This is a genomic window from Pedobacter yonginensis, from assembly GCF_003173595.1.
Lineage (GTDB): Bacteria > Bacteroidota > Bacteroidia > Sphingobacteriales > Sphingobacteriaceae > Pedobacter > Pedobacter yonginense.
Window position 1 is genome coordinate 1,218,093 of sequence record NZ_QGNZ01000001.1, and the last position, 21,622, is coordinate 1,239,714.

Genomic DNA, 21,622 nt, shown 5'->3' on the forward strand with positions numbered 1-21,622 from the left:
ATATGGGATAAGAGATTTGAGCACTTAAAATTTAAAGAAGATTTAACTTCCAATTCTATATCTCGGTGCTCAGATCATTTAATAAGCTCTTGCAAACAATACCCTTTGCGTTGATGGTTTGCCTGAATAAATACAAACACCATTTTCCAATTTGTTATCTAGTGGAATACAACGGATGGTTGCTTTGGTTTCTTCTTTAATCTTCTGCTCGGTTTCTGATGTACCATCCCAATGGGCAGAAATAAAACCTGCCTTACCATCTAGCAAGGCCTTAAATTCTTCGTAGCTATTGGCTTCGGTAATGTGTTCATCCCTGTAAGCCAATGCCTTGTTAAACATAGCCGTTTGGATGTCTTCCAGCAATTTAACAATATAAATATCTAGGCCTTCCTGTGGGATGGTTTGCTTTAGTTTAGTATCTCTACGGGCAATTTCAACAGTTTTATTTTCTAAATCGCGTCCACCAATAGCAATACGGATTGGCACACCTTTCAATTCGTAGTCGGCAAACTTAAAACCTGGGCGTTGCGTATCACGATCATCGTATTTTACCGAAACGCCTAAACCTTTCAACCTCATTGTTAACTCATTAACATAGGATGTAATTTTCGCCAGGTCTTCATCTCCTTTGTAAATTGGCACAATTACCACTTGAATTGGCGCCAGTTTTGGTGGAATGATTAATCCAGAATCATCGCTATGCGCCATAATTAATGCACCCATCAATCGGGTAGAAACACCCCAAGATGAAGCCCAAACGTAATCCAACTTACCATCTTTACCGGTAAATTTAACATCAAAAGCTTTAGCGAAATTTTGCCCCAAGAAATGTGATGTTCCAGCTTGTAAGGCTTTTCCATCTTGCATGAGCGCTTCAATGCAATAAGTATCTAAGGCACCAGCGAATCGCTCGTTGGGAGATTTTCGGCCTCTAATTACAGGAACTGCCAACCAGTTTTCAGCAAAATCGGCATAAATATGAAGCATACGTTCAGTTTCTTCAATGGCTTCCTGAGCGGTTGCATGAGCGGTATGTCCCTCCTGCCACAAGAATTCTGCCGTGCGTAAAAATAACCGCGTACGCATTTCCCAACGCACCACATTAGCCCATTGGTTAATTAAAATTGGCAAATCGCGATAAGATTGAATCCAACCTCTGTAGGTATTCCAAATGATGGTTTCTGAGGTTGGGCGAACAATTAATTCTTCTTCCAATTTGGCTGTTTCATCAACAACGATGTTGCCATTTCCGTCATTTTTTAATCGGTAATGTGTTACAACTGCACACTCAGTGGCAAAGCCTTCTACGTGAGATGCTTCTTTAGAAAAAAATGACTTAGGAATGAATAATGGAAAATATGCATTTTGGTGCCCTGTGTCTTTAAACATTTTATCTAAAACCGCTTGCATTTTTTCCCAGATAGCATAGCCATTAGGCTTAATAACCATACATCCACGCACGGCCGAGTGCTCTGCCAAGTCTGCCTTCAGTACAATATCGTTATACCATTGGGAATAATCTGCTTCTCTACTTGTAATTTCTTTGCTCATATTATGTATTTGGAACGTAATTTGTGTGTTAAATAATGTGAAATTGAGCCACAAATTTATAAATTTATGCCTACAAAACGATTAAGAATCGATGTCAATGTTTTTAAAACAATAATCTGACCGAGAATCTCGTTAAAGGCAAATAAATTTGTAATCATCTTCAACTTGTTGACACACACAACTAAATATAAACACAATGAAACCAATTAAATTTTTACCCATTGTTATGATTGCGGCCGCTGGGTTGGTTGCATCATGCTCAACACCGAAATTGGCTCAAAAAACTGTTAACGACGATGTTTATAACAGCGTTGCAAAAGCCAAGGAGGTAGAATATATGGCGCCTGTGCAAACACAGCAAGCCCAAGGTCAAGGCCAAAATCAAGCCGAATATGATGAATATTATGGCACAAGTAATCCGTATTACGACATGGATTATTCTTCCAGAATTAACCGTTTTTATAATGGCTACTCATGGAGAGGTTATTACGACCCATATTTCGACAATTATTACTACAATAACAATTATTTAGGTTACGGCTTAGGCTGGAACAATGGTTATGGCTTGAACTGGGGCGGTGGCTATTATGGCAGCATCTGGAACAATCCTTTTTACTACGGTAACTTCGGTTATGGGTGGAATAGCCCTTTCTATGGCTGGAATTCTTGGGGGCTTAACTCCTACTATGACCGTTTCGGTTGGGGCGGAGGTTATTATGGCGGTGGCGGATATTACGGCGGCGGCGGCTTCTACGGTGGTGGTGTAGCAACCAACAGAACTTATAGAGCTAGACCAGGAAGCAATGATACTGGTATACCTAGAGGATCAAATACTTTTAGTCCGAATTATGGAAGACCAGGAAGATCATCAACTGTTGGAGGCAATAACGGAGCAATTAGCTCTAGCAATCCAAACGGACGTCCTTCTAGAAACGTTCAACCGAATAATCAACCAAGTAGGCCACAACCTCAAATGAGCAGACCTTCTCGTGAGGAAAGACCAGCTCCAAGTTATTCGCCACCTCCATCAAACGGTGGATCTAATGGCGGCGGAGGAAGTTCTGGTGGCGGCGGTGGTGCCAGACCAGGTAGAGCAGGAAGAGGATAGTATCAGCGACACACAATTAAACATAAGATGAAAAGAATAATTTTAACCTGTATAGCGGTTACAGTAGCCGCTACCGGGACACTATATGCGCAGAGTTACGCGCCTGATGCTTATCGTTTCTCTCAAAGTAGTTATGGAAGCACTGCAAGATTTAAAGCCATGGGTGGCGCACAAATTGGTGTAGGTGGAGATATGGGTTCTATAGGTGCAAATCCAGCTGGTTTGGGTTTATTTACCAAATCGGAATTCAGCATTACACCAGAATATAATGGCGTAAGCACTCAAAATGCTTTTTTAGGCAATACCACTAAAGATTCTAAAGGGCAACTGAATTTAAATAATTTAGGTGTGGTTTTTTATACGCCGACTTATAAAGCTAAAGGCTCTAACACTGAGCAAGGTGTTGTAAGTGCAGTATTGGGTGTTGGTTACAATAGAAATAATGATTTCTTTAATCAATTTCAATATAGCGGTACGAATGCTAACAGCTCTTTCCGCGATGCCCTAGCGGAGCAGGCAAATGCTTTCGGAATTGATAATACCTTAGCGGGTGATGCCTATAATAGCTATTTAATCAATCGCAATGCCACCAATTATCCTAATTCGTTTTCGGCCGAGCCTTATACAGGCACAAGCTTTAATCAAAACTGGAACGAATCTCGCTTGGGTTCAACGTCAGAATTTAATGTTGCCGGAGCTCTAAACTTCTCAAATAAGTTTTACTTAGGTGCTGCAGTAAGCTTCGTAAATGTGAGGTACATTAGCGATGCAACTTATACAGAATCGGGTACTTTGAATTCCTTTAACGAAAACACCAATTTGTATGAAGGAAATGAAAACTACCTTTTAAACTATGTGAGAAATCAAGAGACGAAAGGTGGTGGTATTAATCTAAAAGTGGGTATGATCTTTAAACCGACTAACGATTTTCGTATAGGCGTTAATTTCCAATCACCTACTTGGATGAATGTTCAAGATAATACTAATGAGAGTGTGAATAGCCAGTTGACTGGTTACAATTCCAACAATCCAGGTCAGAACTATACATTCACCTATAACTTACGTACACCATTAAAGGCATCTGCTGGTGCGAGCTACATTATTGCTGGTAGAGCTTTAATTTCGGCTGATATTGATTATATAGATTACTCAACAATGAGATTCTCCGCAGATCAGGGCTCAGATTTAACAACCATTAATAGCAATAATGCCTTCATTAAAAATTCTTACAAAGAAGCAATTAATTACCGTTTCGGTGCAGAAATCAAAGTGAGCAACGAATTAAGCTTAAGGGGCGGTTACGGCGTAAATGGAAGTGGAATTAAAGATGGCGCAGATAAATTTTACGAACAGAAATATTATTCAGGCGGTATAGGCTATCGCATTGACAATTACTATGTTGATGTAACCTATCAAAACTTACAGACCAATTTCAATTCTAGTCCATATGAATTAAACGATTATTCTGAACCATTGGCTGATGTTAAAACCACCAGAAACAATGTATTCTTAACTTTCGGAGTAAGATTCTAAGTTTAAGCAAATCATAAAAAAAGGTTTTGAGGCATTAACTCAAAACCTTTTTTTGTTTGATGGCATTTTAAATTACCCAAAGGCATCGTTTGAAATCAAACTATTATTGAAAGATTTGCTATTGAAAAAATTGTTTCGATATGCCCTTTTAAGGCTTATTGATTTGGATTGTCTTTTCGCCATACACTACTCCATTTTCAGAAATCCCTTGAATAATCAAATCAAAATCACCAATTAAATCTCCCGTGGTAAACTTCAAGGAATTTTGCCCTGCTTTGTTTATCTGAAATTGATAGTTCCAGTAGAGCGTTGGAAAGTTTATCGGCTCATTTTTATTTGTTAAATCTGCCATATAAAATTCCTTGGCAACATTAATCTTATTTAGAAAAACAAAATTGGGTTTATCTTCATTTTCGCTACAACCCGCATAAACAATCATCCTACCATTTGAATAGTAGCTTTTACCCTTTACAGGCATGGTTCCAACCATATGATTTTGGCAATTTAGAATGTTAGCAACACATACATAATCTCCACAGCTGTTTACGCCCAGCACGGCATTGTTAAATCCAAACTGCGTATCTTTTGTTTTTTTAATGTTTACTTCATTCAACTTTATTCCAGCTACAGAAGTAATTTGTTCGGAAAATTTGGGAATAACATTTACATCAAGCGTGTTTTGCTGAAAACGAATATTCTTTTGAATGGATTTTATTTCATCAGATGGATCTGTCAGTTTAATGGTATAACCGGCATATTTTTGATCGGAAAGTGTAAGCCAAACCTTGGTATTATCTTCCGCTAAAAGCGCCTGAGTAGGCAACAAGAATCTGCCAGTACTGTCTGTATTAAACGAATTGATGTTATAGCCAGCAAAAGTTTGAACTGAAACCACTTTACTTAGAGGCTTTTTATTTCTGGTGATCTTTCCAACATACTCATATTCAGACACCTCTTTTTCCTCATTGGATAACGACTCTTTTTCTTCGGGCCATTTGAATTTGCGCCACCCTTTAATTAATAAGATATCTTCTAAGTATTTTTCATCATCATATTTTACACCCAGCAAATTCTGTGGTAAAGGATTCAACTCATTTTCCAAATAGGCGTAATCAACAATATTCTTTTTATTAACCAAGGCTAATCTATTTTTCTGTACAAGCGCAATTGAAACCAGCCCATTGAATGCTGTATCATCTTTTCCAAGAATTTTTAAGTTTAGATTGATAGAATCTCTAGTGGAGTAGCTTTCCTTGTCCAAATTAATTTGAAAGCGACTTATTTCATCGTAATGTGCAAAGAAAATTCGTTCTGCAATTGGGTTATAAAGACTGTCTAAAATAGTGATGGCATTTAGGCCTTTTGGCACCGATTCTAATTTTAAAATTACTCTTGTGGGTATTTTCGGGTCTAAATTTAAATCCGAGAATAGAAAGATGTTTTGGAAATCGTGAACCACAACATGGACCTTATTTTTAAAATTGCTCTCTGCAATAAATCGCAATTCATTTGTGGCTAAGGCACGAGTTAATTTAACATTTGTTCCCTTACTTAAAGGTTTTGGCAGCTGATAATTTCCAACTAACTCACTGTTTTTTAGCAATTTGATCGTGTATTTTGAGCCTTGAGCAGGAATCATCGAAAAGCTTCCCAAACCGGTAGAGTTGGTGTTTAAGGTGTCTAAGATTCGGTCGTTGACGCACAAAACTGCGGAAGCCTGAATGGGAATGCCCTCAACGTTTTTAATCTCTAAACCAATTTTATTTTTGATGCCCTCAATCAGATAACCGCCTTCGGGATAGAAATTTACGCGGTAAGGTTGAAAATTCTCAATTGGAATTGTAAATTTGATTTGCCTAAACTCGTTTTTCTTCTTGATTACTGCTGAAACTTCATTATTCTCTGCATGAATTTTGTCAACTGGATAATCAATCATCAGCTCACCAATAATACTGGTTTTGGCCTTACCTGTTTTTATAATGTTATTATTTCTACCAATTGTGTAGCTCACATCTGCATCAGAAACAAAACGATTATCGCTCGATAATACTTTTAGGAGAACGGTACCATTTCCCGTTTGATCGCTATTGCGATTAAACAACGATAGGTTCGGGACCATCGGATCGATGATTGTAGATTTTATGCTTACTTGCTGAATAAATTCAACGTCTGGCTTACTCTTAAATTTAACATTGGTACTGGCAACAAACCTATAATTTCCACTAAAAATGGAATCTGGCAAAATCATGTTTCCAAAAACAAAACCCTTTTCAATCAAGAACTTTTTATGCAAGATTACGCTACTATCTTGATTGCTAATTAACGACAAATATAAGGTGGTGTATCGTTCTAAATCCGTTGCCGTTTTGAGCAGGTAACCAGTAAACCAAACTCGGTCATTATTGGTGTAAATATTCTTATCAAAATGGATAAAAAGTTCAGCTGTTTTATTTTTAAGTGCATAAGTACCCAATTGATTTGCAAGACTATCTATTGCCTTAATCTGTGCGTTCAGCTTAGCGGAAGAACAAATCAACAGCACGATAAGAAAAATAACTTTAGGATTTTTTTTTTGCATTTCAAGGGGATGTTTCTAAAAATCCAAATATTATTTGAAATATTCAAATTAAATTATCCCTTGCAACGCTCCACCCTGCTGCGCCATGCGATCTACCAATTTTTCCGTTTCAACATCCTTAATTAACTCAGGTGCATGGTGTGGTTTTCTTCTAGCGTCAATAATTAAAGAACCTTTACAACCCCAATGTTTGTTTACGATAAAATCGTTGATGCCATAAATATCGGCCGCAGGGTTACTCCTTGTAAAGGTTACCCATACCAAATTATCAATGGTTTTTGCTACAAAATCAGCGTCATCGGCCAATACAATAAGCGGCAAACCTTCCAAATTGGTGCCCATTAGTGCCATGTTAAGCAAAGCAATTTCGGCAGCAGTTTTTTCAGCATTCACATAAGCATCTGCTTTCAAAACCAAAACCCCAGGCATGGCAATGTTAGGACGGCTAAATTCTGTTGGTAGGTTTAAATCATGAGGAACAGTATCCCACAACGTTCGCTTTTTACTTCCTGCAGCTGCGAATACAACTTTCGATCCACTGTTTAAGCCATCACCACTATAATCTAAAGTATCAATGGTGGTATTGGTGTAAAAATGCAAATCTGTTGTTAAGTCAATTCTTTCCAAAATGTGACTGAGAAAGGATTCGATGTGATGGGTACTTAAGTTTTCGTCATCTTCCCTGGCCGCAATAAAGACATATTTTGCAAGGCTCAATTGATTTTTCCCCAGAATGTGATTGGCAATAGTTAAAATTTCTTGCGGTTTCCTATCCTTTAAATAAGGCGTATAGCGCTCGCTCCCAATAGCAAACAGAAGCGGGTGTACACCAGCTGCATCCACAGCATGCACCTCTTTTAAGCCATGAATTTCCTGCGGAATCGCGCTTCCGGTTATTTCGTGTATTAAGGCACCAAAACTGGTATCTTCCTGCGGAGGCCTACCAACCACTGTAAAAGACCAAATGGCATCCTTTTTATGATACACATTATGTACTTTCATTAAAGGGAAAGGGTGCGTTAAACTGTAATAACCCAAGTGATCGCCAAATGGTCCTTCTGGTTTATTTTCATTCGGCTGTACAGTTCCCGTAATGATGAAATCGGCATCCGCAGAAATGCAGAAGCCTTCCTCATCATAAAAATATCTGAACCTCCGATCTCCGAGTGCGCCTGCAAAAGTCATTTCAGATAAGCCTTCAGGTAAGGGCATCACCGCAGCCAATGGATGCGAGGGCGGGCCACCTACAAAAATACTCACCTTAAGCGGTAAGCCCCGTGCATTTGCTTTGGATTGATGAACACCAATTCCCCTATGTATTTGATAATGAAGACCAATTTCTTTATCTTGAATGTAATCGTTTCCACCCAACTGAATGCGGTACATCCCTAAGTTCGCATTTAAAATACCTGGCTTTTCTACATCCTCAGTATAAACTTGAGGCATGGTTACAAATGGCCCGCCATCCATTGGCCAATTAATAATTTGGGGTAAGGCGCTAATGCTTGTTTTTTGGAAGTTACGTTTCGCTGATGGCGTTTTTAGAGGCAATGCAGATAAGGCAGACATAGCAGAACCTGCATATTTGAATGGATTTTTTAGTGCTTTCATCGGATCGTTTCTTAGCGAAACCAATTGTTGCACCTTTGGCAGGGTATCTCTAAAAATGAATTTCGATCGATCTAAAGTTCCGAAAAGATTAGATAGCGCAGGAAACGGACTACCCTTAACTTTTTCAAATAATATGGCTGGACCCTTATTCTCGTAAACCCTTAAATGGATGGCTGCCATTTCTAGATGTGGATCTACTTCTTCTTTGATTCTAATTAAATGACCGTGTTTTTCAAGGTCTTTTACACACTCTGCTAAACTTCTATATGCCATGAATCAAAGATAAATAAATAGCAGTTCTTTAAAACAAAAAAGCCACAGATCGATGGATTATTAGATTAATCTGTCAATCTGTGGCCGAGAAGTTCTGAAATTTATTTTTTACCTGCAAAAGAGCGCAACATCCAGGTATTTTTCTCTTTAAACTGCATAAAACGGTTAACCATGTCATTCGATCCGTCATCACCAGCTTGGTCAGTTGCCTCTAAAAGTTCTCTTTCAAGTTCGATTAAGGTTGCCATATCCTCCAGAATTGCATCAACCATATCCAAATCAACCATTCCGATGGTATCAATTTCTTTGATTTTAGATTCTTTAATGTAATCTGCAAAACGGCTATGTGGTGGTTTACCTAAGGTTAAAACACGCTCAGCAATTTCATCAATAGTAAGTTGTGCATTGGTATATAACTCTTCAAACTTAACATGTAAGGTGAAGAAATTTTGCCCTTTGATGTTCCAGTGACAGCCTCTTAACTTTTGGTAATGAATATGGTAGTTTGCCAGATAATCATTTAAAAGATCTACAACTGGTTTAACTTCTTTTTCGTTTAAACTTATTTCTTTAGCGTCCATTTTATTTTTGTTTTTATTGCCTACGTAACAAATCAATTAGAGAAAAGTTTGCTGCCGAATTGCATTTTGAACAATACCTGATTTATATGTTCGTTTATTAATCGTAATTGTAAGAAAAGGTAATATTGCAAGTGTTTGTTTATAAAGCGAATACGCGTTTTGCGGCAAAAAAGTAATCTGATTTTTACTCGTATGCCAACAACAAACTACTACCCGTTTAATATTATTATTCGTATAATTGCTCCCTTTGACTAGAAAATTTACATAAAAAATAAATGCACAAAATATACATAACTGCTGTACTTATACTTGCTTTAAATGTAGCCAAAGCCAAGTCAGTCGCAGTAACAGACTCCATCGGTGTCGAAAACAATAATGGCAAGAAACTTATCGTTCATCAGGCCGTAGCAAAAGACACTTACTATTCCATAGCCAGAAGATACAATGTCTCCCCTAAAGATATTATGGCTTTTAATGATAACAAATACCTTAAAGTAGGTGTAATCATTAAGGTTCCCACAAATATCCCATTCACTTCAACGGGGATGAGCAATGCACTCCCAAGCGCCGCAAACACCAATGATATAATCGAACATACAGTTAAGGCAAAAGACAACCTTAACATGCTGGCCGAAAAATACGGAACAACCGTAAATGCGATTAAAGCTTTAAATAATCTAACCAGTAGCAATTTGAGCATTGGCCAGGTATTAAAAATCCCCGCCAAAAACACTTCTGCACAAACACCAGAACGTGTAGAAACCCCTGCAACGAAACTTCAAGAAACAAGCTCAGCGCCAGTTGAAAATGGTAGCCAAACCATGATTGAGCACTCCGTTCAGCCGAAAGAGTTTTTAGGGAAAATTGCAGAAAAGTACGGCACAACAGTTGAAGAAATTAAAAAAGCAAATAATCTTTCTGGCAACAACCTCCGCATCGGGCAAAAGTTAAAAATTCCTGCAACCAAAAATGTTGAAGATGGTACTGTTGTAAGCGCAGCGCCGGAACAATCTATTCAAGCCAATCCATCTAAAGATGCAGCTGGTACACATACCGTTCTGAAAGGCGAAAGTATTTTTTCAATTGCGAAACAGTATGGCATAACCGCCTACCAAATCAGAAAGTTGAACAATTTAGATGACAACACCTTATCTACAGGGCAAGTGTTGAAAATCCCTTCGGATATTGTGGTAGAAGTACCTAAACAAGTTGAAAAACCGGCTGAAGCCATTAAAGAAATCCCTGCGAATAAAGAAGAAAGTTTTATTTATACAGTAGTAGATGGAGATAACATTTTCAGTATCGCAAAAAAATACAATCTAACTGCTTACCAAATTAGGGTTGCCAATAAGATGAAGGATAATATCCTAACGAATGGCCAAAAGTTAATCATCCCGAAACCACCACAACCGAAATCGGTTAACGAGGCCTCAAAGGAAGACCAAGAAGGAAATCCTGATAGCACAATGGTGAAAGATCCAAAGCTTCGTCGTGATCCAAGTGTATATGGTTTAAGCCAAATTGAAGAAAAAGGAACAGCAGTTTGGATTCAGGATCAGGATCTTGATGCCTCAAAAATGTTGGTATTGCACAGAACGGCTCCGATTGGAAGAGTGATAAAAATTACCAACCCCATGACAAACCGCACAACCTTTGCAAAAGTTGTTGGTAAATTTACAGAGAACGAATCTACAAAAGATGTTATAATTGTGATGACTAAAGCCGTAGCCGATTCATTAGGTGCTCTAGACAAAAGATTTTTTTGCAATTTAACGTATAGTGCCCAATGAGTTTAAATAAAAAGCCATTTATAATTGGTATTGCCGGCGGAAGCGGATCGGGCAAAACATTTTTTCTGAACTGCTTTCTACACCACTTTAAGCAAGATGAAGTAACCCTAGTTTCTCAGGATGATTATTACATCCCAGCAGGAGAAATGACACAGGAAGAAAATAAACTCTACAATTTTGATTTGCCTTCAACAATTGATAGCGATCAGTTTTTAAGAGATATTAAACAGCTTTTGAGTGGTGAAGTGGTTTACAAAAAGGAATATAATTTCAATAATCCACTAGCTGTGGTTAAAATTTTGGAGATCAAATCTGCGCCCATCATTATTGTTGAAGGCCTGTTTATCCTTCACTTCAAAGAAATTGCAGAATTGCTAGACCATCAAATTTTTGTAGATGCTGATGAACAAGTTGCGTTGGATAGACGCATTAAACGCGATGGCTTGGAGCGCGGCTATCCAGAAGAAGATGTACTTTACAAATGGCATAACCATGTGTTGCCCGCTTATAAGGAATATCTTTTACCCTACAGAGAAAGCTGTGACAAGGTAATAATGAACAATACCAATGAACCCGACGAGCTTATCTCCATTACAGAACAAATATCAGTTGATTTAAGAAACAGCATTCTTACCGGATTAGAGTCATAAGAACGAGGTGAATGATAAGGGGCTCAACCCTTATTCCCTTTTAACAATGAAAGCACACAAATAAATGCCCTTAACAGCTGGGTATTAAGTTGTGTGCTTTTGTATTAGGCTGAAAATGAGTTTAATTCAACGTGGCTTCGATTTAAAGCATCCATTACAACATTGAACTAAATTCCGCATGAAAGACCAATTTTAGGGCTTGATTATAGGCTTCATCACCCGAAATTTTTTTCAGGTTGTTCGCTAATATTCCAAACTAGGTTAATCCAATTTCATTTCTGGAATCTCCCCTTCTACAATCAGTTTACCAGCAGTAGATTGACGGATGAACTCGACACTTACACCTGGGGCACGTTCTAAAAGTTTAAAGCCACCTTCTGGTAAAACATCCAAAACGGCGAGTTCAGTTACAATTTTTTTGATGCATTTAACGCCTGTTAGGGGGAGCGTGCATTTGGGCAGGAGCTTGCTTTCGCCCGCTTTATTGATATGCTGCATGGCGACGATGATGTTCTTGGCTGATGCAACCAAATCCATTGCACCACCCATTCCTTTAACCATTTTCCCTGGTATTTTCCAGTTCGCGATATCACCCTGCTCTGAAACTTCCATTGCGCCGAGTATGGTTAAATCAACCTTTTGCGCCCTAATCATTCCGAAACTCATCGCCGAATCAAAAATTGATGATCCTGGCAATGTAGTGATGGTTTGTTTTCCCGCATTAATCAAATCAGCATCTTCTTCCCCTTCAAAAGGAAAAGGTCCCATTCCGAGCAATCCATTTTCTGATTGCAAAACCACATTAATACCCTTTGGAATGTAATTCGCAACCAATGTTGGTATGCCAATCCCAAGGTTAACATAGTAGCCATCTTTAATTTCTTTAGCGATTCGTTGCGCAATTTCTTCTTTCGAAAACATATGTAGTTTGTTATTTTGTTAATGTTATTAATTAGCTTATCAATTAGCTTATGTGGTAATTTGCTAATTAGCTAATTAATCAAACTGCCTATTAATTAGCTAATGTGGTAATTTGCTAATTAGCTAATTAATCAAACTGCCTATTAATTAGCTAATGTGGTAATTTGCTAATTGTCTCATCAGCTAATTATCGAATTGTTTCATCAGCTAATTAGCACATTGTTTCATCAGCTAATTACCAATCCGTTTAGATGTTGAAATAATTTTATTGAGCACTTTCTGCAAAACTTCAATCTTTTCTAAAAGACCATCACAATTTGGATATTGAGTTGAGTGCTTACATAAGAGTAGCCAATATTTGGTTTCATCACACTCTTTAGCAGAAATCTTCATTTTATGTATAAAATCGGCTTTACTTTCCGCATTCTGAGCTTCCCATATATTGGCTCCAACACTTGTACCTGATTTTAATAACTGATTAGCCACCACGAACTTTCTTTTTAACTCTAACCCCTCCGCAAACTCAATAATCATCAATGAAAACTCAAAACTCAGCTTAACAATTAAATTTTCATTTATTTTATCATCATTCATATTTTACTTTTTAATAATTAGCTAATCACCCAAACATCAAACTAGCTAATTATTTACTTCATTTGTATCGCTTTGCCCACATTAGCCAATTACCTAATCATCAAATTAGCTAATTATAAGTTTATTTTCATCGCTGTGGATACATTAGCTAATTATCTAATCATCAAATCAGCTAATTATAAGTTCATTTTCATCGCTCTGCACACATTAACTAATTATCTAATCCTCAAATTAGCTAATTAATTATCGCTGTCCCCACATTAGCTAATTACCTAATCATCAAATCAGCTAATTAATTATCGCTGTGCCCACATTAGCTAATTATCTAATCATCAAATTAGCTAATTATTGATTATCGCTGTGGATACATTAGCTAATTACCCAATCATCAAATCAGCTAATTATTAATTATCGCTGTGTACACATCAGCTAATTACCCCTTCCTCACCGTCCGCTGTTCAATCCTTTTCTCGTAATTCTTTCCTTGGAAAATTCGGTGTACGTAAATGCCAGGTGTATGAATATAATCTGGATCGAGCTCCCCTGCTTCAACCAATTCTTCTACTTCTGCAATGGTTACTTTGCCTGCCATGGCCATGATAGGATTAAAATTTCGGCTGGTAGAACGAAAAATTAAATTGCCAGCAGTGTCCCCTTTCCAGGCTTTTACAATGGCAAAATCTGCATCAAATGCATATTCCATTAGATAATCCTTTCCATCAAAATTTCTGATTTCTTTACCTTCAGCAACTTCGGTACCCACACCCGCCGGTGTAAAAATTGCAGGCATGCCGTAACCAGCCGCTAAACAACGTGTTGCCAAGGTGCCTTGTGGAATCAAATCAACCTCTAATTCACCGCTGAGCAACTGCCTTTCAAATTCAGCATTTTCACCTACGTAAGAAGAAATCATTTTTTTAACCTGACGTTTCTTGAGCATCAAGCCGATTCCAAAATCATCTACCCCAGCGTTGTTGGAAATACAGGTAAGATTTTTAACATTCTTTGCAACCAATGCGTTAATACAATTTTCTGAAATGCCACAGAGTCCAAAACCACCGAGCATAATTGTGGCTCCGTCTGAAATATCGCGAATGGCCGCTTCGGCATCTGATACCACTTTATTTATCATTTTATGAAATTTTGGTTAGTCCGCTAAAATACAAAAGTGCATTTACAATCGGCATCCTTTACTAAAGAAATTAAACATTAGCGGAATATCAATTAATTGGAATTAATCTAAATAACGCTTACCTTTGTAAAGCAATGATTTACGAGAGAGACGATACCACCTTTATACTGCCTACCGATCCTGAATTCCAGAAAGGAATGGGTTTCATCTTTAGCTGCACAGCAGAGCATAAAAAGTGTTGTGAAAAATTTAAAAAAGGTAAGCGTTGTAAAAAATGCCCTGGAAATAAGAAAAAGTAATTCTATTTCGAAAGTTCAATAATTTTATCATCACTTCCATTACTCGTACAGAAATAGATTTTTCCATCTGGCGATTGTGTTATCGCTCTTAACCTGCCGTAAGTATTTACATAAAAATCTTTCGTACCCGTTATCTTGGTTTGTGCGTCATCTAACTTCAACTGCATCAACTTGGTACCTTTAAGCACAGCCAATAAAAGTGAGTTTTTAAATTGTGGAATATAATCTGAATTGTAGTACGAAAGGCCACTTGGCGCGATGGTAGGTGTCCATTTGATTAATGGAGGTGCAACATTATTTGCACCGCAAAATGCTTGTTCGCTCGGCTCATCGCAAAAACCTTTAATATTTGGCCAGCCGTAATTTCTCCCCTTTTCTATCAAATTGATTTCATCATCTGAGTCCGGACCATGTTCAGAAGCAAAGAGTTTATTTCCTACTTGAACCAAACCTTGCGCATTTCTGTGCCCTAAAGACCAAAGCGGATTATTTGCAATTGGATTATCAGCTGGGATTGTTCCATCTAAATTGATTCTTAAAACTTTACCTGAAAGCGATGCCGTATTTTGAGGCTGATTAGTATCAGAAGCATCGCCCGTGGTGATAAAAAGTTTGCCTCCACTAATGAGTAACCTCGAGCCGTTATGAATAGATGATGCCGGAATTTGATCGATTAAAACTAATGGACTATTTAAGCTCCCTCCAGAATAGGTGTATCGCACTACCTTGGCCTTGTATGGATTACCATAATCGTAAACCACATATACAAATGGATTTGTGGCAAATTCAGGATGGAGCACCATCCCTAATAATCCACCTTCTCCATTCACTCGAACGTCTGATATGGTTAGCAATGGGGTAACTTGACCAGTTGAAGCATTCAGGCGACTAATTTTACCTGATTTTTCGGTAAACCAAATAAAATTATCTGGCCCATACACCAATTCCCATGGCAAATTTAGGCCAGATGCAAGCACTTTAGATTTAAGCTCAACATCAGGAAGTGGCTCCATTTCTTCATTACTATTATTGCTATTTTTTTTGCAACCAGTAGCTAAAATCACTACCAATAGGCTGAGTAACATTGCTTTCATAACCGTAACGTTTTAAAAATAACAACGTTACAGCTAATAAGTTTTATATATTTCGTTGAGATAAAATCTTGAACAACCTAAGTTTGGGACAATAAAAACGTCTTTTAAAACAAGCTGATTGGGGTATATAGTGTAACAAAAAGCACAATGATTTTAAATTCTATTTTTACTTGTGCATTTTTTATCGCAACTTTTGTGAATTAGATCATTCAAAATAATTTTTTGTTTGCTACAGATAATTTTCTCCGTTAGGACTCAAACCAATCTCACCTCAAATACCTAATTGAGATAGACATAAGTAATGCCATCGCCACCCCGATCGGCATGTTCATCTTCCATCCTATTTACCTGACTGTACTTTCTCAAATACTCCCGAATCATTTTGCGGAGGATTCCATCACCTTTCCCATGTACCAATTTAATGGATGGAAAACCGAGCATAATGGCTTTATCCAAGTATTTTTCAACTTCAAACAGCGCATCTTCGGTCCTCATTCCGCGCAAATCAAGTTCTGCCTTGAAATTAGAAACCGCATCGTTCATTCGCCCTGCGAAAGAATTAGCACTGCTTTGAATCACTTTCTTGGCCTCTTTGTTGCTAATCTTCTGTACACGATTTTTCTTCACAGTTGAACGTAAATCACCAATAGCCAAAACCAACTCGTTCCTGTTAATTTCTAACACCTGACCTGTGGTTTCACTGTCGGTAAATTTAACCCAATCGCCTACCTCAATTTCGCCTCCCACTACAATTTGAACAGGTTTTGGCTTATCTTTAGGTACCGCATTATTTACCAATTCTTTTTGTAAATTCTGCCTAAGCGCCTTGGTAACCAATTTATCTGCCTGCTTTTCCTTAATTTCTGCAATTGTGTTTTCAACAAGCTTATTGGCACTTTTAATGATGTTTTGGGCTTCTTGCTTGGCTTCTTTAATTAGGATTTTTTTGTTTTCCTCTAAAAAGGATTTCAGCTTTTCATTTTCGGCAACTAAATTTTTTGCCTTATTTTGTTGATTTGCAAGGCTTACCTTGGCATCATAAACATTCTTTTTTTCCCTTTCCAAATCAACCAGCATGGTATCTACCCGGTTTTGATTTGAGCCTGTTTTTTGTCTCGCCAGCTGGATAACCTCTTTAGGTAAACCAATATTTTGGGCAATTTCAAAGGCATAAGAACTACCCGGTTTCCCCATTTCTAAAATGTAGAGGGGCTTCATTTTTGAATTATCGAAAAGCATGGAGGCATTTTCCAAACCCTCGGTATTGCCAGCAAAGAGCTTTAAATTGGAGTAGTGGGTGGTAATTACGCCACGAACTTTCTTGTTGTTCATTACTTCCAAAACGGCCTCCGCCATGGGGCCGCCAAACTGCGGATCGGTACCTGTTCCAAACTCATCAATTAAAACCATCGTTTTTGGCGAGGCGTGCTCCACAAAATAGCGCATCTTTTTTAAGTGTGCACTATAGGTACTCAAATCGCTTTCAATAGATTGATCATCACCAATATCGGCAAAGATGTTTTCAAAAATTCCAACCTCACTATTGGCGTCAACAGGTATCAATAGCCCCGTTTGCAACATAATTTGCAGTAAACCAACCGTTTTCATGCAAACTGATTTTCCACCGGCATTTGGTCCTGAAACCAAAACCACTCTAGTTTCTGCATCGATATGAATGTTTAACGGCGTAACGCTTTTCTTTTCCAAGGCAAAGGAAAGGGTTAACAGCGGATGCCTTGCATTAATTAACTTCGTTTTTGGTTCCCTTAAAAGACCCGGCATTTCTGCATCAATATCCAGCGCAAACAAGGCCTTTGCGCGTACAAAATCGAGCTTGGTAAGGAAACCGTGATATGAAAGTAGCAAAGGCGAGTACGGGCGCAAATCATCGGTTAAAGCGATTAAAATCTTGATGATTTCACGTCGCTTGTCAAATTCTAAATCCCTTAACTTGTTGTTCAACGTAAAAACTTCTTCGGGCTCAATGTAAACCGTTTGGCCGGTTGCAGATTCATCGTGAACAAAACCCTTCAACTTCCGTTTGTTTTCTGCCAAAACCGGAATACACATTCGTCCATCGCGTATCGTCAAGCTCCCATCTGCTACCCAGTTGTTGGCAATGGCTTGCTTATAAATCGAATCCATACGCTTCCGCACATCTTGCTCGGCTTTGGAAATGGCTGATGTAATTTCCTGTAGCTCTTTCGAAGCATTGGGTTTAATTTTACCTTTCGGATCGATAACCGTTTCTATTTTACGAAGGATGTTTTTTTCTATCGGCAAATGCTCAAATAATGCTTCCAGTGTTGGATAAACTTCTGCCCGCTCTTCGAAAAATCGCAATACAGAAAAAACGGTTTGCAAAGAAGTATAAACTTGAAACCACTCCTCTTCTAATAGATAAGTGCCCTCCACCCTAATCTTATCGACCAAGGATTTAATATCAAAAAAGGTGTTGATTTGTAAGGGTTCCTGATTTTGCAGGATGCTTTTGAATTCGCTGGTTTGTTTTAAAAACTTATCAATCTGATCAAAACGATTCATCACCTGCATTTTCTGCACCATCGCCTGCCCCATTGGGCTCATGCAATGTTTGCTAATCAATTGCCTTATCTCAACAAAACCTAAACGCTCTAAACAATTTTCGGGATATAACATATTCTGGTGCCACGCTTGCAGTGGTTTGTAATTTATTTACGTAAAGTTTGCTCTTTTAATAACCTTGCCTTTTTGCTTTTTACTTTGCGCAGAGAATCAGCAGATCTTCTAGCTTTTAACCTCGCTCTTGCCGAAATTTTCGATGTGATCGCTTTCTCACGAGATTCAACAGTTTTGGCAGTCTCAACTTTTTTTGCTTCGGCCTTTTTTAAGGAATCTACTTTTTTCAAAGAATCTGCCTTCAACTTCTTAGGGTCTTTAGCCAATTTAAGCGAATCTGCCTTTCTAATTTTAGCTTGCGCTACGGAATCAGCTTTATCAATTTTTATTTTTTCTTTACTAATTTTTGAAGAAATGTTTTTATAAATTTTTTCTAGATCTTCTGGATTTTGATAGTAATAAGCCAAGCTTCTGGTGTATTGTGCAGAATCGGTATCGAATTTTTTATATATGCCATTGTAATACTCTGAACCCAATTTTCTAGCAGAATCTGGAATATAAACAGTAGATAGATAGCCATCTACAATATGTATATCGTATAAAATCTTCTCCATTTCTTCTGGTTCTAGAATATCTTTCGGTTTACCTGGCCTACAACCAAGCGCCAAAAACACAATTGCCAAAACCCACAATAATCGTCTCATGCTTAATTAAAATATTATTTTTTGCCCAAATTGCGACAAGGTTATTAATTTTACCCAAAAATAGTTATAAATGAGCATAGCTGATAATCTTAAAAAATATAAAAGCGAAGTAGAATCTGATGGCGTTAAATTGATTGCGGTTTCCAAAACCCAAACTGTTGAAACCATATTGGAGGCATACAACGCTGGGCAACGAATCTTTGGTGAAAACCACGTTCAGGAAATGGTTGATAAACAGGCTGAACTCCCAGCCGATATTGAATGGCACTTAATTGGTCATTTACAAAGTAACAAGGTTAAGTATATCGCTCCTTTCGTAAAACTAATACATGGCGTAGATAGCTTGAAACTATTACAAGAAATTAATAAACAGGCTTTAAAAAATAAAAGGGTAATAGACTGTTTACTACAGGTTTACATTGCCGATGAAGACACAAAATTCGGCCTCGACTTTGATGAAGTGATTGAACTTTTACGATCAGATGAATATGCAGAATTGAAAAACATTCGGATTGTTGGCTTAATGGGCATTGCCACCAACACCAAAAATGAAAAACAAATTACCGTAGAATTTCAAGAATTGAAAGTGCTTTTTGATGGAATTAAAGTAAGCTTTTTTAGAAAAGAAGATTCCTTTAAAGAGATTTCTACTGGGATGAGCGCCGACTATAAAATTGCCATCGAAGAAGGCAGCACAATGGTTCGTATTGGGAGTGCCATTTTTGGAAAAAGAATTATCAAACATTTCAAAGCAGACTCAGCAAATTAAAACTTACATGAACGTGAACATCAGAACCGCAATTGCTGAAGATTGCCCAAGAATATTAGAACTTATTAATGAACTGGCCCTTTACGAACGCGCACCCGAAGAAGTAACCGTAGATCTGGATCACTTTGTGGATGCAGGCTTTGGAAAAAGTCCAGTTTGGAAAGCTTATGTTGCAGAACATGAGGGAACAATTATCGGCTTTGCCTTATTCTACACCCGCTATTCTACATGGAAAGGTTGCAGACTCTACCTCGAAGATTTCATCGTTACGGAAGATTGCAGAGGAAAAGGTGTGGGCAAATTACTTTTCGAAAAGGTAATCGAAGAATCAAAAAATGGAAATTACAACGGCATGGTTTGGCAAGTTTTAGACTGGAATGCCCCTGCAATTAATTTCTACAACAAATACAATGCGCATTTAGAAGCTGGATGGTTAAACGCATCATTTTCTAAAGCACAAGTAAAGGCATTTTAAATATGGATATTTTCAAGTTTGGTGGTGCTTCGGTTAAAGATGCAGCGGGAGTAAAAAATGTTGGTGATATTATTCGCGATTACAAAAATGGGAAACTGTTAATTGTAATTTCAGCAATGGGCAAAATCACCAATAAGTTAGAAGAACTTACACAAGCTTTTTTAACACAAAGTGAAGATACGCATGCCATTTTTGAAGAAATCAAACATTTTCACTTCAACCTGATTGAAACCCTTTTCGAGGGCACGTCAAATCCTGTTTATGATGATGTAGCCAATACTTTCGTAGAAATAGATTGGCTGATTGAGGATGAGGCAGATGGTAATGCAGATTATATTTACGATCAAATCGTATCCATCGGCGAAGTGGTTTCTACCAAAATTGTAGCCGCATGGTTAAATAAAATGGGCATCAAAGCCCTTTGGGTTGATGCACGTAACTTCATTCAAACCGATAATACGTACAAAGAAGGCAAAGTAGATTGGGAAAAAACCAATCAGACCATCCAAAAAGGACTACTCCCCTTACTGGAAGATCATATTGTGGTAACGCAAGGCTTTATTGGCGGAACCAGTGAAAACTACACCACAACACTCGGACGTGAAGGCTCTGATTATTCAGCCGCAATTTTCGCCTCATGTTTAAATGCAGAAGCCCTAACCATTTGGAAAGATGTTCCTGGAGTATTAAATGCCGACCCTAAATGGTTTGATGAAACCGAAAAAATTCCACAGCTTTCTTACCATGATGCGATTGAACTGACCTACTACGGAGCAACAGTTATCCACCCAAAAACCATTAAGCCACTTCAAAATAAGGGCATACCATTGTTCGTACGCTCCTTCATTCAGCCAGAAGGCGTTGGAACAGCAATAACCAAAGAAAATAACCCTTTGCCCGTTCCATCTTTCATTTTCAAAGTAAATCAAGCGCTCATCTCCATTTTCCCTAAAGATTATTCTTTTATCATCGAAGAAAATTTGAGCAATATTTTTGAACTTTTCCATAAGCATAGAATCAAAATCAATACGATGCTCAATTCTGCCATAAGTTTTTCGGTTAGCATTGATGATGATGCCAATAAAATTGAAAAGCTGATTCGTGATTTAGCAACGGAGTTTACGGTAAAGTACAACAAAGGCCTTGAATTGGTAACCATCCGATATTATAATCAGCAAACGATCGATCGAGTAACGGTTAATAAAGATATTTTATTGGAAGTTAAAAGCAGACATACTTGCCAAATGGTGATGAAAAACAAAAACTGAGGATTAGTATCGTCCCATATTATTCTGTAAACGGTTGAAAAACAATATTTCATCAGCACTAAAGATTGAAAAACAGCGAGTTAAATTTTAACA

17 protein-coding genes are annotated in these 21,622 nt (G+C 37.8%); 7 read left to right on the forward strand and 10 right to left on the reverse strand.

The features are described from left to right. Positions 1-78 precede the first annotated feature (78 nt). On the reverse strand, positions 79-1,551 hold the full coding sequence (gene proS, locus DHW03_RS05315) for a proline--tRNA ligase (RefSeq protein WP_109924668.1): 1,473 nt from the start codon (positions 1,549-1,551) through the stop codon (positions 79-81). 196 nt (positions 1,552-1,747) lie between these two features. Between proS and DHW03_RS05320 the strand changes: the two genes are divergently transcribed. Next, positions 1,748-2,659: a hypothetical protein gene (locus tag DHW03_RS05320; protein WP_109924669.1), complete on the forward strand. Its 912-nt coding sequence runs from the start codon at positions 1,748-1,750 to the stop codon at positions 2,657-2,659. 27 nt (positions 2,660-2,686) lie between these two features. After that, complete coding sequence (locus DHW03_RS05325; RefSeq protein WP_109924670.1) at positions 2,687-4,192, forward strand: OmpP1/FadL family transporter; 1,506 nt, start codon at positions 2,687-2,689, stop codon at positions 4,190-4,192. A 148-nt stretch (positions 4,193-4,340) separates the two neighbouring features. Here the strand turns inward: DHW03_RS05325 and DHW03_RS05330 are convergent, their stop codons facing one another. From DHW03_RS05330 to DHW03_RS05340, 3 genes are all read right to left on the reverse strand, one after another. Next, positions 4,341-6,770, reverse strand: a complete 2,430-nt coding sequence (locus tag DHW03_RS05330; protein ID WP_109924671.1) for a hypothetical protein — start codon at positions 6,768-6,770, stop codon at positions 4,341-4,343. A gap of 48 nt (positions 6,771-6,818) precedes the next feature. Beyond that, a complete protein-coding gene (locus tag DHW03_RS05335) occupies positions 6,819-8,654 on the reverse strand; it encodes a UbiD family decarboxylase (protein ID WP_109924672.1) in 1,836 nt (611 codons plus the stop codon). A gap of 101 nt (positions 8,655-8,755) precedes the next feature. Next, positions 8,756-9,235, reverse strand: a complete 480-nt coding sequence (locus DHW03_RS05340; RefSeq protein WP_109924673.1) for a Dps family protein — start codon at positions 9,233-9,235, stop codon at positions 8,756-8,758. Between the two features lie 275 nt (positions 9,236-9,510). Here DHW03_RS05340 and DHW03_RS05345 point away from each other — a divergent pair, with 275 nt between their 5' ends. Together DHW03_RS05345 and DHW03_RS05350 are read left to right on the forward strand one after the other, a co-directional pair. Then, positions 9,511-11,025: a LysM peptidoglycan-binding domain-containing protein gene (locus tag DHW03_RS05345; RefSeq protein ID WP_109924674.1), complete on the forward strand. Its 1,515-nt coding sequence runs from the start codon at positions 9,511-9,513 to the stop codon at positions 11,023-11,025. Beyond that, a complete protein-coding gene (locus tag DHW03_RS05350) occupies positions 11,022-11,675 on the forward strand; it encodes a uridine kinase family protein (protein ID WP_109924675.1) in 654 nt (217 codons plus the stop codon). Before DHW03_RS05345 ends, DHW03_RS05350 begins: the two co-directional genes overlap by 4 nt. Before the next feature lie 261 nt (positions 11,676-11,936). Here the strand turns inward: DHW03_RS05350 and DHW03_RS05355 are convergent, their stop codons facing one another. The 6 genes from DHW03_RS05355 to DHW03_RS05380 all read right to left on the reverse strand — a co-directional run bounded on the left by DHW03_RS05355 (position 11,937) and on the right by DHW03_RS05380 (position 19,017). Further along, the gene (locus DHW03_RS05355) at positions 11,937-12,596 is read right to left on the reverse strand and encodes a CoA transferase subunit B (RefSeq protein ID WP_109924676.1); all 660 of its coding nucleotides are present in this window, start codon (positions 12,594-12,596) and stop codon (positions 11,937-11,939) included. A gap of 231 nt (positions 12,597-12,827) precedes the next feature. Further along, positions 12,828-13,190 carry a four helix bundle protein gene (locus DHW03_RS05360; protein ID WP_109924677.1) on the reverse strand — a complete coding sequence of 121 codons (363 nt, stop codon included), beginning with the start codon at positions 13,188-13,190 and terminating at the stop codon, positions 12,828-12,830. Positions 13,191-13,623: 433 nt separating this feature from the next. After that, a complete protein-coding gene (locus tag DHW03_RS05365; protein ID WP_109924678.1) occupies positions 13,624-14,322 on the reverse strand; it encodes a CoA transferase subunit A in 699 nt (232 codons plus the stop codon). 301 nt (positions 14,323-14,623) lie between these two features. After that, positions 14,624-15,715 carry a PQQ-dependent sugar dehydrogenase gene (locus DHW03_RS05370; protein ID WP_109924679.1) on the reverse strand — a complete coding sequence of 364 codons (1,092 nt, stop codon included), beginning with the start codon at positions 15,713-15,715 and terminating at the stop codon, positions 14,624-14,626. 279 nt (positions 15,716-15,994) lie between these two features. Further along, positions 15,995-18,373 (reverse strand): endonuclease MutS2, encoded by a 2,379-nt coding sequence (locus DHW03_RS05375; protein WP_109924680.1) that lies wholly within the window; start codon positions 18,371-18,373, stop codon positions 15,995-15,997. 32 nt (positions 18,374-18,405) lie between these two features. Next, the gene (locus DHW03_RS05380; protein ID WP_109924681.1) at positions 18,406-19,017 is read right to left on the reverse strand and encodes a DUF4296 domain-containing protein; all 612 of its coding nucleotides are present in this window, start codon (positions 19,015-19,017) and stop codon (positions 18,406-18,408) included. Between the two features lie 70 nt (positions 19,018-19,087). On the opposite strand from DHW03_RS05380, the gene DHW03_RS05385 reads away from it, so the two are divergent. From DHW03_RS05385 to DHW03_RS05395, 3 genes are read left to right on the forward strand one after another with little or no spacing between them, the layout of a single operon-like run. Beyond that, positions 19,088-19,786: a YggS family pyridoxal phosphate-dependent enzyme gene (locus DHW03_RS05385; protein WP_109924682.1), complete on the forward strand. Its 699-nt coding sequence runs from the start codon at positions 19,088-19,090 to the stop codon at positions 19,784-19,786. Positions 19,787-19,793: 7 nt separating this feature from the next. Continuing rightward, a complete protein-coding gene (locus DHW03_RS05390; protein WP_109924683.1) occupies positions 19,794-20,261 on the forward strand; it encodes a GNAT family N-acetyltransferase in 468 nt (155 codons plus the stop codon). Positions 20,262-20,263: 2 nt separating this feature from the next. Next, complete coding sequence (locus tag DHW03_RS05395) at positions 20,264-21,529, forward strand: aspartate kinase (protein WP_109924684.1); 1,266 nt, start codon at positions 20,264-20,266, stop codon at positions 21,527-21,529. The last annotated feature ends 93 nt before the right edge of the window (positions 21,530-21,622 follow it).